At 41.3% G+C, this 14,460-nt stretch carries 13 protein-coding genes and 1 pseudogene; 8 read left to right on the top strand and 6 right to left on the bottom strand.

Annotated elements, in window-relative coordinates:
- Positions 1–177 precede the first annotated feature (177 nt).
- Both AAEZ22_RS05930 and AAEZ22_RS05925 read left to right on the top strand, forming a co-directional pair.
- Positions 178–399 (top strand): hypothetical protein, encoded by a 222-nt coding sequence (locus AAEZ22_RS05930; protein ID WP_089368207.1) that lies wholly within the window; start codon positions 178–180, stop codon positions 397–399.
- 114 nt (positions 400–513) lie between these two features.
- Positions 514–831 (top strand): hypothetical protein, encoded by a 318-nt coding sequence (locus AAEZ22_RS05925; protein WP_011328041.1) that lies wholly within the window; start codon positions 514–516, stop codon positions 829–831.
- A gap of 32 nt (positions 832–863) precedes the next feature.
- On the opposite strand, the pseudogene AAEZ22_RS18765 reads toward AAEZ22_RS05925, so the two are convergent.
- A pseudogene (locus AAEZ22_RS18765) lies at positions 864–1,073 on the bottom strand (IS110 family transposase); the annotation flags it as partial.
- 242 nt (positions 1,074–1,315) lie between these two features.
- Between AAEZ22_RS18765 and AAEZ22_RS05920 the strand changes: the two are divergent.
- A complete protein-coding gene (locus tag AAEZ22_RS05920) occupies positions 1,316–1,612 on the top strand; it encodes a hypothetical protein (protein WP_352296542.1) in 297 nt (98 codons plus the stop codon).
- Positions 1,613–1,628: 16 nt separating this feature from the next.
- Here AAEZ22_RS05920 and AAEZ22_RS05915 read toward each other — a convergent pair whose 3' ends face one another.
- Positions 1,629–2,246: a trimeric intracellular cation channel family protein gene (locus AAEZ22_RS05915; RefSeq protein ID WP_179806614.1), complete on the bottom strand. Its 618-nt coding sequence runs from the start codon at positions 2,244–2,246 to the stop codon at positions 1,629–1,631.
- 293 nt (positions 2,247–2,539) lie between these two features.
- A complete protein-coding gene (locus AAEZ22_RS05910) occupies positions 2,540–3,556 on the bottom strand; it encodes a LacI family DNA-binding transcriptional regulator (protein ID WP_352296539.1) in 1,017 nt (338 codons plus the stop codon).
- Positions 3,557–4,027: 471 nt separating this feature from the next.
- Between AAEZ22_RS05910 and glk the strand changes: the two genes are divergently transcribed.
- The 5 genes from glk (at position 4,028) to gap (ending at position 9,932) form a co-directional block, all read left to right on the top strand.
- Positions 4,028–5,026, top strand: a complete 999-nt coding sequence (gene glk / locus AAEZ22_RS05905) for a glucokinase (protein WP_089368210.1) — start codon at positions 4,028–4,030, stop codon at positions 5,024–5,026.
- 26 nt (positions 5,027–5,052) lie between these two features.
- The gene (locus AAEZ22_RS05900) at positions 5,053–6,066 is read left to right on the top strand and encodes a LacI family DNA-binding transcriptional regulator (protein WP_011328046.1); all 1,014 of its coding nucleotides are present in this window, start codon (positions 5,053–5,055) and stop codon (positions 6,064–6,066) included.
- 348 nt (positions 6,067–6,414) lie between these two features.
- Entirely contained in the window at positions 6,415–8,268 is a 1,854-nt protein-coding gene (gene edd / locus AAEZ22_RS05895) for a phosphogluconate dehydratase (RefSeq protein ID WP_192531678.1), read from the top strand.
- A gap of 30 nt (positions 8,269–8,298) precedes the next feature.
- Positions 8,299–8,931 carry a bifunctional 4-hydroxy-2-oxoglutarate aldolase/2-dehydro-3-deoxy-phosphogluconate aldolase gene (eda, locus tag AAEZ22_RS05890; protein WP_011328048.1) on the top strand — a complete coding sequence of 211 codons (633 nt, stop codon included), beginning with the start codon at positions 8,299–8,301 and terminating at the stop codon, positions 8,929–8,931.
- A complete protein-coding gene (gap, locus tag AAEZ22_RS05885) occupies positions 8,928–9,932 on the top strand; it encodes a type I glyceraldehyde-3-phosphate dehydrogenase (protein ID WP_192531677.1) in 1,005 nt (334 codons plus the stop codon). The genes eda and gap overlap by 4 nt, the downstream gene beginning before the upstream one ends.
- Positions 9,933–10,020: 88 nt before the next feature.
- Here the strand turns inward: gap and AAEZ22_RS05880 are convergent, their stop codons facing one another.
- The 3 genes from AAEZ22_RS05880 to AAEZ22_RS05870 form a co-directional block, all read right to left on the bottom strand.
- The gene (locus AAEZ22_RS05880; RefSeq protein WP_192531676.1) at positions 10,021–11,307 is read right to left on the bottom strand and encodes a leucine-rich repeat-containing protein kinase family protein; all 1,287 of its coding nucleotides are present in this window, start codon (positions 11,305–11,307) and stop codon (positions 10,021–10,023) included.
- A 74-nt stretch (positions 11,308–11,381) separates the two neighbouring features.
- Positions 11,382–12,095, bottom strand: a complete 714-nt coding sequence (locus tag AAEZ22_RS05875; protein WP_011328051.1) for a YebC/PmpR family DNA-binding transcriptional regulator — start codon at positions 12,093–12,095, stop codon at positions 11,382–11,384.
- 210 nt (positions 12,096–12,305) lie between these two features.
- Positions 12,306–14,387 (bottom strand): M13 family metallopeptidase, encoded by a 2,082-nt coding sequence (locus AAEZ22_RS05870; RefSeq protein ID WP_086995990.1) that lies wholly within the window; start codon positions 14,385–14,387, stop codon positions 12,306–12,308.
- Positions 14,388–14,460: the final 73 nt, after the last annotated feature.

Here is a 14,460-nt window from a genome sequence, read left to right as displayed (position 1 = left end):
GTGTGTTATTTAAACGGTGATCTTCCTACAGAGGACTTTCACCTCATAAGTCAATGCCCATGTCGGGCGTACACAAGTTGCTTAAACGGAAAAATAACAGTTGGCTATCGCTTTGCGATTATAGCCAACCATTATTTTCCGCTTAACAGGGCGTTATAAACCACAAGGAGAGTTCATTTGAATATCAATGCTACTTTGTACGGCCAATTTGTAATCATTTTCGCGCTGATCATGGGCGCACTATGCTATTACGTAGCTCGTCGTAAAATGCAAAAGCCAGCGGCTGCGGGTTTGCTCGGTGCTGTTTTGTCACTTATTCCAATCTTTAGCGTAATTTATCTATTCATACTGCTGTTTAAAAAAGATGTTGGTTCAGCATCGGCGGCAGTAAGTGAGTAAGGTGGTTTATAACAAGGCCAGTCACGGCGAGGTCTTTTCCGCTGCGGCTTCGCCTTCACTACAAAGCCGCGCATGCTGGCGGCGTTAGGTATACAAGCAAACAAGGGTGCATAATTGAATTATTTAAATTGGTTACAAAAGGTATTTCCTAAACTGAAAGATACCCCAAATGAAATTATTATCTCATATGTTGATGAAGCGAAATCTGATACTGAACTTCTTAGAGAGTTTATTAAAGTCTTAGGTGGTTTGCTCTTTATTCTCCCGTTTAACCTATATCTTTATATCTCTGGTATTCAATCATTTACCAGTCCTTTATATTGGATGCTAGTTATTGTTTCTTTTGGTGTTGGCGGTTTTATTGGACTTTATTGTGAACAAAGATTGATTAAAAGGCGCCTTAAAAAAATAGTGCAGTTAAAGTATACCTAACAACACGCCCTGAGGTGGACGACTAGTAAAATTTAGCTATTAATTGCAAATTTTACTAGTGGTGAGCCTCTGCGTTTTAATGCTGCTAAATACGTCGATTCATCGTAGGGTGTATTCGTTTTGCAACACCTAAATACAATCCTTATCCATTTAAATGCCAGCGATTTAATAATGCTTTTATGTGGCTTGCCCTTGGCTTTTTGTTGCTCATAATACGCTTTAGCCCAAAACAGATAACTAATAAAAAGCCAGTTCTCTCAACAGCTAGCCTCATAAAAATGAGGGGGTACTTTAAAAAATCAAATTAAAACAACCAATTAAAACAACCAATTAAAACAATGCCAAGCTCTCACTTTATATTCTGTATAAAATAACGTAATAAATTGAACCAAAATAGGAACTCGGCTATGGTTTGTTTATCAATAAAAACAAATGAAAAACGAGTTTATCTACAGGCTCGTTATGTGAAAAGGGATTTTTAATAATGGCACTATTTTATATTTCACTCGGAGCTGTTTTCTTTTTAATAGCTATCGCCTGGTTTGGGTTTGTAGCTTTATATTCCGAAGTAGAAAATTCAGGATTCGGTTTTGGTTTTATTATGGGGGTACTTCCTGCGTTACTTAGCATGTTGCTTATAGTGCCTAGTACGCTGTATAGAACTGTTTTTGTATTTACGCAAAAGCCAAAGCAAACAATGAAAGCTAAAGTTACTTTAGCAATTGGGCTGCTAATCACCTTACTTTATAGTGGTGCCATTATTAAGTTAGCTTTCATATAACAACATGCAATATTAGTTACTTAGCGGGTTCTAATAAACTAAACACAGGTAAGCGCCATTTAAAGCGTACCGATGCCATACGTATTAAGTACCCTGTAACTAAGCTAACAATAATACTTATATTGTCATCAATATTATAGTGATGCAGTACTAGGTATAAACACGCCACAATAAGTGAAACGCTGGCATACAGCTCGTGGTGTAATACTAATGGCGCTTGACGACATATTAAATCACGTAACAAACCACCAAATACGCCAGTAACTATAGCTGCAACCACGCAAATACCATAGTGTAAACCCATATTTAGCCCAACTTGGCAGCCAATAATACTAAAAGCAGCTAGGCCAAGGGCATCTAGGCGCATAAATATGCCTTTAAACTTAACTACCCATTTAGCCAACCAAGTGGTGATAATGCCGGCCATACAGGTAATTAATAAATATTCTGGATGTTGCACCCACGTAAGTGGGTAATTACCTAGTAAAATATCTCGAACGCTACCACCACCTATGGCGGTGGCACTGGCTACCAAGCTAACGCCAAACCAGTCCATTTTCATTCGGCCAGCGCTTAGCGCTCCGGTCATGGCTTCTGCTGTAATACCAATAATAAAAACAATACTTAATAGCATGAGATAGTCACTTGAAATTTACACTTATAATAAAGGCGTGATTGTATAGATAAAATAGCAAAATAACGAGTGAGAAATCACGCTAAAAACGCTTACTTCAGATAAGAAAAACTAATACGAAACTTATGCGTAAATAGGCTGTTAAATTGGGGTGAACCTTTGGGTTGGTTGTAAAAGGTGAAGGACAATAGGCCGCAAACAATAAAATAAGTTACTTTGAATTTTAAGCCGTTATTGCCCTAGAGCCACTTTATATTGTTGGGTGGTATTTAAAAGCAAGGTAATGCAGGCTGTTAACTTGAGCCTCGGGCAATTAATATTGGAGGGAGTAGGGTACTTTGTACTGCTTCGCCTCGAATTAGTTTTAATAGATTTTCTACCAACATTTGCCCGGCTATAGTGGTGTTTTGCTCTACTGTGGTTAAAGGTGGGTTGGTATAGCTGGCAATGGCGATGTTATCGAAACCTATTACGGCAACATCTTTTGGTACGCTAATACCGGCTTCTTTGAGTGCGCGTATTGCACCAATGGCTATTAAATCGCTGGCTGCAAAGAGTGCATTAAATTTTATGTTATTGGCTATTAGTGAGCGAGTGGCATGATACCCCGACTCTTCAGTCGATATTGCATTTGCTGTTTTACGTTCGTTTAAGGTTACGTTATTAGCGCTTAGTTCATCTTTAAAACCTTGAAAACGGGCAAAAAACTCAGGGCTATGATCCGATGCGTCGCCTATAAACGCGCAGTCGGTTCTGTTGCGCGCAATTAAATGCGCTGCAGCTAGTTTTCCGCCACCATAATTGTCGCAGCACACCGTTAGATCGGGGCGGTTGTCAACCATTGCCCCCCAGCAAACAAACTTGGTGTTTTGCTCAAGCAGGGTGTTAAATTTAGGTTGATAATCTAAGTAATCACCATAACCGAGTAAAATAATACCATCGGCGCGGTGGCTATCTTCGTAGTCGGCTTGCCAATCGGCACTGGCCGATTGAAACGACACCAGTAAATCGTAACCTTCTTTAGCACAAGCGCGGGTAATACTGCCTAGCATGGCTAAAAAAAACGGGTTAATTTGTGATTCATCAGAGGTTGGATCTTCAAACAATAATAGCGCTAAGGTGCTACTTTGTTGGGTGCGTAAATTGCTGGCGTTTTTGTCTACTTTATAGTTGAGTTTTTTAGCTATATCGAAAACGCGCTTACGGGTTTCTTCGTTTACCAAGGGGCTGTTACGTAAAGCACGAGATACAGTTGATTGCGACACTCCAGCATAATGGGCTATATCAAATGACGTTGCTTTACCTTTCATGAGCACTACTTAAATAACAAAGAGAATAATGCAGCCATTCTCGTTTATTAATGATTTATTTCAAGCTAATTTATCAATTAAGCACTTTTTTAGTTGATCTACCCATGACACCGGTGTCATAATGAGGGCGTTTTATCATTTTGTTGTCAAAACGTATTGGCTGCCTATATTTTTATAGGCAGCATTTTTTTACTGTGATAGCTGCTTTGGGGTGATAGCCTAAAGTAATAAAAAGAACAATGGGTTACCCGTTGTAAAATAATAAGCATGAATCGCTTATACTAATCGCATTAAAGAGTGGACTATTAAAACGCAAAAAAATAGCGCCAAAAAAATGGTTTAATCACAAGGCGAAAGTAATCATATAGAGTTGTTTTATATGAATTATTTTAACGCAGTGAGTAAGTTATTTAATTAGTTAAAATGTTCATTTTTTTAATAAGATTAGTATTATACAAAAGAGATAACACTATGAGCTTACACTCTTCTGCCCAATTTGATCCTATTTTAGTTGCCGATATTGGTGGTACCAATGCGCGGTTTGCACTAATTACTGCCTTTGATGCAGCAAAAAACGAATTTGTTATAGAATATAATCATACCTTTCCTAGTGCCGACTTTGGCTCGTTACAAAATGCAACACGCCATTATTTATCAACTGTGCCTCATATTAAACCTGTGCGCGCGTGTTTGGCAGTGGCAGGCCCTATAAAAGCAGGGCAGGTTCACCTTACTAATTTAGGTTGGCATTTTAGCGTTAGTGAGTTTAAACAGGCTTTTTCTTTTTTGCAGCTTGAAATTATTAACGACTTTGCTGCATTTGCCTACGCTGCCCCTTATTTAGATAGTAACCAAAATGTGGTTATTAAAGCAGGGCAAGCCGATGAAAACTCAAACATTGCAGTTATGGGCCCAGGCACAGGATTTGGTGCAGCTTGCCTAGTTAGAACAGCGCAGTCTAGTGCGGTGCTTAGCTCTGAAGGCGGGCATATTTCGCTGGCTGCCGTTACCGATTTAGATGCAAAGTTACTTATAGAATTACGCAAAGAACATCCGCATGTGTCTTTAGAAACTGTTTTTTCAGGCCCGGGTATTGCCCATTTATATAAAGCGATGGCGGCGGTTAAAGGTATTACTGCTAAGCATTTAGATGCCGCGCAAATTAGTAATTTAGCCAATACAGGCGAGTGTGAGGTTTGCGATGCAACTCTAAACCAGTTTTGTGACTGGCTTGGCAGTGCCGCAGGCGATTTAGCATTAGCTTATGGTGCGTTGGGCGGTTTATTTATTGGCGGTGGTATATTGCCACGCATGCAATCGCGCTTGTTAGAGAGTCGTTTTGTTGAACGTTTTTCACAAAAAGGTATTATGTCGCAATATAACGGGCAAGTTCCTGTTACGCTAGTAACCCAAGATAATATACCTTTGATTGGCGCTGCGGCGTGTTTGCATAATAGTAAGCAGGAATAATGCTGCTGGTATTTGGAAGTAAATAGATGAAAAAAGTCACCATAAATAGTGTAGCGAGTTATGCGGGGGTTTCTAAAAAAACAGTCTCTCGGGTGTTAAATAACGAGCCAAATGTAAGTGCAGCTACCCGCGAAAAGGTACTTAAAGTATTTAAAGAGCTTGATTATACGCCTAATCCTATTGCCCGTGGTCTTGCTCAAAATCGCAGTTTTATTATTGGTTGTATTTACGATAATCCAAGTAAAAGTTATATTACCCGCGTGCAAACAGGCGCATTGGCTGCCTGCCAAGAAAACAATTACAATTTATTAATTCATCCTTGTGAGCTGCGCGGTGAAGCACTAATCAATAATATTGATCAGTTACTGCAGTCATCACGCTTAGATGGCATTGTATTAACGCCGCCTTTTTCGGACTTTGCTGAACTAGTTGATTTTTTAAAATCGAAAAAAATACCTTATGCACGCGTTGCCTCTGCAGTACTTGAAGATGATTCGATTTCGGTGCGCAGCAATGACGAGCAAGGGGCATTTGAAATAACCGAGCATTTAATTACACTGGGTCATAAATCAATTGCTTTTATTAAAGGTCATCCCGATCACAGTGCCACTGAACAGCGTTTTAAAGGTTACCGACGGGCGTTAGCAAGCCATGGCATTGAATTTGAAGAGCGTTTAGTAGAAGAGGGTAACTTTAGTTATCATTCAGGGGTAGACAGTGCCCGTAGTATTTTAGATTTATCGCCACGGCCAACCGCAGTATTTGCTTCAAACGATTACATGGCAGCCGCCGTACTTAAATTAGCAACTCAACGCAGTTTACGTGTGCCCGATGATATTTCAATTGCTGGCTTTGATAACGCCCCTATAGCACGCCATATTTGGCCTGGGTTAACTACCATAGCGCAGCCAGTTGAAGAAATGACCAAACAGGCGGTTACTCAGCTTATTGCTCATATTATTCAGCCACAAGAGGTTGCGTATCAGGTGACCCTAGAGGCGCGTTTAATTACTCGCGAGTCGACAGCGCAGGTTAAATAAACTCAACTTAAAACGAATATTTACAGTAGCCCGAATGTGCACAAAGCATATTCGGGCTTTTTGTTGGCTGTCGTTAAATACAACGATGCTATACAACATTATTAAATGTCTATTTATAAAAAATAGTTGGCTATGTTAAAAAAAGTCACTATTTTTATTAGACAGGGTTGACACCGGTGTCATGGTCGTGCGTTAATACAGTGACACCGGTGTCAGGGTGGTTGTGAGAGGCCCTCTGATAAGGTACCTTTGAACGGGTAAGCCAAAGATGCTCAGTGCAATTAATTACGTGGAGTCTTTAATTGCCACTGAGCCTTTATCCTCTAACGAATAGAGCTGAGTTTAATTATGTTGCATCCACGAATTCAAGAAGTCACCGAACGTATCATTACGCGCAGTAAAGCAACCCGCCAAGCTTATTTAGATCGCATTTCGCACGCAAAAAAACAAACAAGAGTTCGTGCTGGATTAGGCTGCGGTAATATTGCCCACGTTATGGCTGCGTGTAGCACCGATGACAAAGCGCGTTTAAAAGCCGATGAGCAACCAAACCTTGCAATTATCAACTCATATAACGATATGCTTTCGGCACATGTGCCTTATAAAGATTACCCAGATTTAATTAAAAGCATTGCTACTAAATACGACGCTACAGCTCAAGTGGCAGGCGGCGTACCAGCAATGTGTGATGGCGTTACGCAAGGGCGTGACGGCATGGAATTGTCACTTTTTTCACGCGATGTAATTGCTATGTCTACGGCAATATCGTTATCGCATGATGTGTTTGATGGCGTTTTTTGTTTAGGCGTATGCGACAAAATAGTCCCAGGGTTATTAATTGGTGCACTGTCGTTTGGCCATTTACCGGTGTTCTTTTTACCGGCAGGACCAATGCAGTCAGGTATTCCAAATAAGGAAAAAGCCCGTATTCGTCAAAAGTTTGCGCAAGGCTTAGTAAGCCGCGAAGACTTGCTAGAAGCCGAAAGCGCGTCTTACCACAGTGCTGGTACCTGTACTTTTTACGGTACTGCTAACTCAAATCAAATGTTAATGGAAATAATGGGCTTACACCTTCCTGGTAGCTCGTTTATTAACCCATACACAGAGCTTCGCGATGGTTTAACCGGTAATGCGGTAGAAACCATGCTTAAGCAATTAACCGACGATAAAGACAGCCCGTGTTTAGCAGATGTGATCAGCGAAAAAACTATAGTAAATGGTTTAGTTGGTTTGCTATCTACCGGTGGCTCTACTAACCACGCCATTCACCTTGTGGCTATTGCCAAAGCGGCAGGTATTCAAATAACGTGGAAAGATATGTCTGATTTATCAGCTGAGGTTCCACTATTAACGCGCATTTACCCTAATGGCTCTGCTGATGTAAATCATTTTCAAGCAGCCGGTGGTATGGGCTTTTTAATGCGTGAACTTGCCAGCGCAGGCTACTTACATACCGACGTTAAAACTATGCTAGGCGATGGTTTAGCACCCTATATGACCGAGCCGCGTCTTGATCAAGACAACAGCTTAATAATGAGTGATGCAACCGGCCCAAGCAAAATTAAATGGGTAGCTTGCCCTGATAACTCACACGATGAAGATGTACTTCGCCCAGTGAGTAATCCGTTTAGTAAGCAAGGTGGTTTACAACTGCTTACGGGTAACTTAGGCAAAGCGGTTATTAAAGTATCGGCAGTAGCAATTGAACATCAAGTAGTTACCGCCCCAGCTAAAGTATTTAGCTCGCAAGGTGAGTTACAAGATGCTTATAGCCGCGGCGAATTAAACCAAGACTTTATTGCAGTGCTAAAAGAGCAAGGCCCTAAAGCTAAAGGTATGCCAGAGCTACATAAATTAACACCTGTAATGGCAACGCTACAAGATCAAGGCTTTAAAGTAGCTATTGTAACTGACGGTCGTATGTCGGGCGCGTCGGGTAAAGTACCTGCGGCGATTCACTTAGCGCCAGAAGCAGTTGAAGGCGGCATAATTGCTAAAATTCATGAAGGTGATTTAGTTACTTTAGATGCACCAAACGGCATATTAAAAGTACATGTTAGCGATGAAGAGCTTGCTAAACGTGAACTGCAATTAAGCCTACCAAGCTTAACCTTTGGCACAGGCCGAGAGTTATTTACCGGATTTAGAAATATCGTAAGCAGCGCCGATTTAGGTGCGAGTGCTTTCGGAATTGAAGAATAATCAGCCATTGTGGGTAATGAGGAACACGTAATGAGTATTGAAAAAATATTAGCATCGGCGCCAGTTGTGCCAGTAGTGGTAATCGAAAAATTAGAAGATGCAGCACCACTTGCTAGAGCCTTATATAACGGTGGCTTAAAAGCGCTGGAAATCACTTTGCGCACGCCCATTGCGGCAGAAGCAGTAAAATTAATGAAAGCAGCCGTACCTGAGGCCTATGTTGGCACAGGCACGGTAGTTGATAAAGCCAGCTTTGATGCTTCGGTAGCTGCAGGCGCTGACTTTATGGTAAGCCCAGGGGTTAGTGACGAGCTACTTGAACTGATAAAAACGAGCGATATCCCGTTTTTACCAGGCGCTGCTACGCCAAGCGAAGTTATGAAACTAGCGTCGCACGGTTTTAAGTATTTAAAGTTTTTTCCGGCAGAAGCCGCAGGCGGAACCGCCATGCTTAAATCAATCGGTGGGCCATTACCCGATATTACTTTTTGCCCAACGGGCGGCATAACGCTCGCTACTGCACCTAACTACTTAGCACTAAATAATGTTATTTGTGTGGGTGGTACCTGGATGTTAGATAAACAACTAATTGAAAATAAAGACTGGCAAGCTATTGAAGCGCTTGCTCGACAAGCTTGTGAAGTAAATAGGAGTCAAAAATGATTAACGTAGCAATTAATGGCTATGGCCGTATAGGTCGCAATGTATTGCGTGCACTTTACGAGTCGGCACAAAATAATGAGATTAAAATTGTTGCAATTAACGATTTAGCCCCAGCTAATGTTAATGCTCATCTTACGCAATTTGACTCAGTACACGGACAATTTGCTCATAAAGTAACGCTAGCCGATAACACTATGCTAATTGGCGACGATGTTATTACTTTAACGCAAGAGCGCGACCCAGCAAATTTACCGTGGAAAGCGTTAAATGTTGATATTGTTTTAGAGTGTACCGGTTTGTTTACTACGCGCGAAGCAGCCGCTAAGCATATTACTGCTGGCGCTAAAAAAGTAATTGTTTCGGCACCGGGCAAAGATATGGATGCAACCGTAGTGCATGGCGTTAACAGCGAAGTACTTAATGCACAAAGCCAAATTATTTCAAACGCTTCGTGTACTACTAACTGTTTAGCACCGATTGCTAAAGCAATTAACGACACGGTAGGCATTGATCAAGGCAGCATGACCACTATTCATGCATATACCAACGATCAAAACTTATCAGATGTATATCATCCTGATCTATACCGTGCACGCAGTGCAACGCAGTCGATGATCCCAACTAAAACTGGCGCAGCTGCAGCTGTTGGTTTAGTGCTACCTGAACTTGCAGGCAAGTTAGATGGTATGTCGGTACGTGTGCCTACAATTAACGTATCTTTGGTTGATTTTACGTTTATTGCGAAGCGCGATACCAGCATTGAAGAAATTAATGCAATTATGAAAGAAGCGTCAACGGGCTCAATGAAAGACATTTTACAATATAATGAGCTGCCGCTTGTTTCTATTGATTTTAACCATAACCCAGCGTCTTGTGTGTTTGATTCAACACAAACCAGAGCGAATGGTAAATTGGTTAAAGTTATGGCTTGGTACGATAACGAATGGGGTTTTTCAAACCGCATGTTAGATCAAGTTAAAGCGTTAGGTAAGTTTTTATAATTTTAGAGTTTAAGGTTATATAAATAACGTTAAAAACCACGCATTGCGTGGTTTTTTTGTGCCATTTATAAATTTACTACGCTTTACTTTATAACTGTGTAGTTAGCTGTGTGCTTAACTGCGAAAGTGTGGGGCGCTGTAAAATATCAGTTGTCATGCATTGCTTAGCTAGTTGCGCAAGCTTAACTGCTATTGCATTATTGTCGCTGCAAACACTTAGTAAATCATCAATTAAACAACCTAGCGCGCGTACTTCAATTAATTGCATTTGCTGGCGCTGATACTCACTCAACATAGCTAAATTAGTTGCTGCACCAAAATCGCCAAATAACACATCTGCGTCTTGGTTTACCATAGTGTTATGCGCATATACATCGCCATGGCTTACTTTATTTGCATGCAAATGTTGTAGGGTACTGGCCATTTGTTGCACAACTTTATAAATAGCTTGGCTACTATAATTACAGCCATCTGCGAAGGTGTCGCGAGTACACGTTTGTAAACTTGGCGGTAATCCTAAATTGCTAAAGCTATTATCTATTAGCTCCATTACTAAACCAAGTTGGCTGCCTTGCTCTATATAGGCAAGTACCTTAATTAAATTGGCATGTTCATTTGCCTGCAAGCAGCAATTAACTTCATCAAGCGGATAACCATCGCTGGTAATTGCGCCTTTAAACAGCTTAATAGCTACCGCTTTATTTGCTGCTTTTGCAAGGTGAATAACCCCAGAGGCACCTTGGCCAATAACCTGCTGTAATGTGTAATCACTCAGTGGCTTATTCTCTAAACTACTTTTTGTTAGGCACTGGGCTTTATTAAAGGTGTTACCAGCAAAGGCCAGCCAAGTAAGCTTTGGTAACTCAAATAACCAGTTATCTAGGTGCGTTAAGTTATTGGCAGATAAGCGCACTAATTCTAAGTTTGTACACTGCTGCATACTGCTTGGCAAAGTGCGTAACCGGTTACCCGCTAAAGCAAGTTTGCGCAGCTGTTTAAGCTCGCCGAATGATGCGGGTAATTGCTCAATACGGTTGTCGGTTAATATTAACCACTGTGTTGTAAGCGGCAGGCTATGCTGGGCAAACTCACTAATTTGATTGCCTTTAAATGCGATCATAACAAGTGCTGGGCATTGTGCTAAAACAGCAGGAATATGCTTAAACTGATTAAACGATAAAAACACCCGTTTAAGGCGGGTTAAACTGGCAAACTCTGCGGGTAAATCACTCAGGTTATTATTAGATAGGTCGAGTACTTCTAGGGTGTCGGCAAGGGTAAAAATTTCTTTTGGGAAATCAGTGAGGTTTTCCACCAATTGTAAGTGGCGAGCACCGCTTAAAGCACCGCTGCGTAGTTGTTCAAGGGTATTCAAAATTAACTAATCCATTTTACAAAAACAAAAAGGCCAAACTAAGTTGGCCTTTGATCACGTTTTATTATTAACGCTTAAAACTCTGCGTTGTGGTAAACGTTTTGTACGTCGTCGCAATCTTCTAGCATAGCTAAAAAGCGCTCCATAACCTCAACATCTTCGCCTTCAATAGGCGCTGCTATTTGTGGTACAAACGAAATTAAATCTTCGTCAAATTCAGTAACGCCCATTTCTTCAAGTGCTGTGCGAGTATTGTTGTACTCAGTATGTGGTGCAAATACAGTTACCTTGCCGTTTTCAACTTCTACGTCGGTTACATCTACATCAGCCATCATTAGTGCTTCAAGTACTGTTTCGTCGTCATCACCGTCAAATACAAAAATTGCAAGGTGATCAAATAAATGCGAAACCGAGTTTTGTGCACCAATTTTAGCGTTAGCTTTAGTAAAGCAAACACGTACATCAGCAAAGGTACGTTTATTGTTGTCGGTTAAACAATCAACAATAATCATACAGTTACCCGGGCCGTAACCTTCGTAACGTGTGGCTACGTAGTCTTCACCGCCGCCGCCTTTTGCTTTGTCTATTGCGCGGTCAATAACATGCGCCGGTACTTGGTCTTTTTTAGCGCGCTCAATTAAACGACGTAGCGATAAGTTACCGTCTGGATCGGTACCGCCATTTTTAGCACAAATATAAATTTCTTTACCGTACTTAGAATAAACTTTAGTTTTAGCACCCGCAGTTTTAGCCATTGAATCTTTTTTGTTTTGGTAAGCTCTTCCCATCTGCGTTTCGCCTTTAAATATAAGTATTAAAATAATTTTCAGGGGCATAGTTTAAAGGTAAATGTGGGGGAGGGCTAGTAACTATTAAATAGATTAATGCAGATAAAAACAGGATGGGTTGAGTTTTATACTAAGGGCTATAAAAATAACTGGGCAGAAAAAATATAACCCGCAATGGCGGGTTATATTTAATTGCAATTTAGCGCTCTATTACCAAATGCGTACGCGTTGATCCTCAGGAAGATACAGCTCATCGCCTGGTTTTACATCAAATGCTTTGTACCATGCGTCGTGGTTACGCGGGGCTTGTGCTCTAAAGCGACCCGGCGCATGCGTGCCACCGCGTAGCTGATTTAACATGCTTTGCTCGGTGCGTTTTTCTTTCCATACTTGTGCCCAAGCAAGAAAGAAACGCTGATCGCCAGTAACACCGTCAATAACCGGTGCTTCTTTACCGTTTAAGCTCAGTTTGTAGGCATGATAAGCCATGGCTAAACCACCCACATCACCAATATTTTCACCTAGGCTATTACGCCCGTTAACAAAGTTACCTTCAATTGGCTCATACTTATTGTACTGCGCTGCTAACTGGTCGGCTTTTGCGTCAAATGCGGCGCGATCGGCATCAGTCCACCAGTTACGTTGGATCCCATTTTCGTCTGATTTAGAACCTTGGTCGTCAAAACCATGGCCCATTTCGTGGCCAATTACTGCGCCAATGCCGCCGTAGTTTACTGCTGCGTCGGCATTTGGATCGAAAAATGGTGGTTGTAAAATTGCCGCTGGAAATACAATTTCGTTAAATGAACTGTTGTAGTAAGCGTTAACGCGCTGTGGTGTCATACCCCAACGGTTACGATCTGTTTTTTGCAGCTCTTTTGCAACGCTTTCGGCTTGAAAAAACTCACGCATGTTTTTTACGTTGCCGATTAAGTCGTTATTACTAATAGTTAAACCTTCGTACGACTGCCATACATCTGGGTAACCAATTTTTGGTACAAATGCAGCTAGTTTAGCGCGCGCATTTACTTTGGTTTCTGCGCCCATCCACTCTAGGTTATCAATACGCTCACCTAATGCGGTACGCAAGTTTTCGACCAGTTCAGACATTTGTTGTTTTGACGACTCAGGAAAATAACGTGCTACGTATATTTTACCAATAGCAAAACCAAGTGAATTGGTGCTCGACATTTCATCTATAGCACGTTTCCAACGCGGACGCGGCTCTTGCTGACCATTTAACTCTTTACCAAAAAATGCAAAATTAGTATTAAAAATATCTTCAGAGAGCAAGTTAGCGTTACCACTTATTGCGTGGTAGGTTAAATAATCTTTCCATACCGCTAAGTCTTCTTGATTGATTAATTCAATCATGGCTTTTATTGGCTCGGGTTGCGATACATTTAACTGCGGTACTTTGTAGCCTGTTTGAGCAAAATATGCATCCCAGTTAAAGTCAGGGTAGGCAGTGCTTAGCTCGTCGCGTTTAATTTGATTTAATGTAAGGTCGCGGTTACGGCGCTTTTCGCGTGGCCAATGGCCTTGTGCAATTTTGGTTTCTAGCTCTAAAATTGCCTGTGCGCGCTCATTGGCGTTATCTGCATCGGCAAATTTAAGCATGTCGGCAATATGAGCAACATAGGCGCTACGCGTATTAACAAAACGTTCTGAGTCTTCAAGATAGTATGAACGATCGGGTAAGCCTAAACCGCCAGCCCCTAACGACATTTCGTATTTATTAGGATCTAAGCGGTTAAACCACATGCCACCACCAAGCGGGGCTTTAACACCGGTTAACCAAGACTGACCAAACATTTTGGCTAAGTCGTCGGTTGATGATATTTCACTTATTTGCGTTAAAAGCGGCTTAATTGGTGTTATGCCTAGCTTATTAAGTGCTTTGGTGTCCATGTAGGCGTTGTAAAAGTCGGCTACTAGTTTTTCATCGGCATTTAAGTCTTTACGCGCGGCAATTTCTTCAATAATTACTTTAACGCGGTCTTCGCTGCGCTCGGCCAATGCCGAAAATGCACCATAGCGGGTTTTATCAGCAGGCATGCTGTAATTGTCATACCAAGTGCCACTGGCGTACATAAAAAAATCGTCGCCTGGTTTAACCGCTTCGTTACGTGCAGCTAAATCAACACCAAAACTACCCAACTCTGCTTTTTCTGTTGTTGCGGCTATTGGTGCAGTAGGTGCTGGTTGTACTTGCGTTTTTGATGTTTGTGGCTCTGAACAGCCGGTAATAAATGTGGCAGCTAATGCAGCTGCAATTAAACTCTTTTTCATTGTGTTCCCCTGAGCTTTCACTCTGTTTAATTAATATTTTTTATTATTGTAAATATTATCTTAACCTAGGTTC

The sequence above is a fragment of the Pseudoalteromonas sp. 20-MNA-CIBAN-0454 genome, from assembly GCF_040308685.1.
GTDB classification, from domain to species: Bacteria; Pseudomonadota; Gammaproteobacteria; order Enterobacterales; family Alteromonadaceae; genus Pseudoalteromonas; species Pseudoalteromonas nigrifaciens.
Note: the sequence above shows the minus strand (reverse complement) of the source record. Positions and strands in the feature narration are given on the sequence as shown.

What these genes read in the sequence shown, in the direction of transcription:
- AAEZ22_RS05920 (WP_352296542.1), top strand. Translation starts at nt 1,316, where the DNA reads ATGGCACTATTTTATATTTCACTCGGAGCTGTTTTCTTTTTAATAGCT.
- AAEZ22_RS05915 (WP_179806614.1), bottom strand. Translation starts at nt 2,246, where the DNA reads ATGCTATTAAGTATTGTTTTTATTATTGGTATTACAGCAGAAGCCATG.
- AAEZ22_RS05910 (WP_352296539.1), bottom strand. Translation starts at nt 3,556, where the DNA reads ATGAAAGGTAAAGCAACGTCATTTGATATAGCCCATTATGCTGGAGTG.
- glk (WP_089368210.1), top strand. Translation starts at nt 4,028, where the DNA reads ATGAGCTTACACTCTTCTGCCCAATTTGATCCTATTTTAGTTGCCGAT.
- AAEZ22_RS05900 (WP_011328046.1), top strand. Translation starts at nt 5,053, where the DNA reads ATGAAAAAAGTCACCATAAATAGTGTAGCGAGTTATGCGGGGGTTTCT.
- edd (WP_192531678.1), top strand. Translation starts at nt 6,415, where the DNA reads ATGTTGCATCCACGAATTCAAGAAGTCACCGAACGTATCATTACGCGC.
- eda (WP_011328048.1), top strand. Translation starts at nt 8,299, where the DNA reads ATGAGTATTGAAAAAATATTAGCATCGGCGCCAGTTGTGCCAGTAGTG.
- gap (WP_192531677.1), top strand. Translation starts at nt 8,928, where the DNA reads ATGATTAACGTAGCAATTAATGGCTATGGCCGTATAGGTCGCAATGTA.
- AAEZ22_RS05875 (WP_011328051.1), bottom strand. Translation starts at nt 12,095, where the DNA reads ATGGGAAGAGCTTACCAAAACAAAAAAGATTCAATGGCTAAAACTGCG.
- AAEZ22_RS05870 (WP_086995990.1), bottom strand. Translation starts at nt 14,387, where the DNA reads ATGAAAAAGAGTTTAATTGCAGCTGCATTAGCTGCCACATTTATTACC.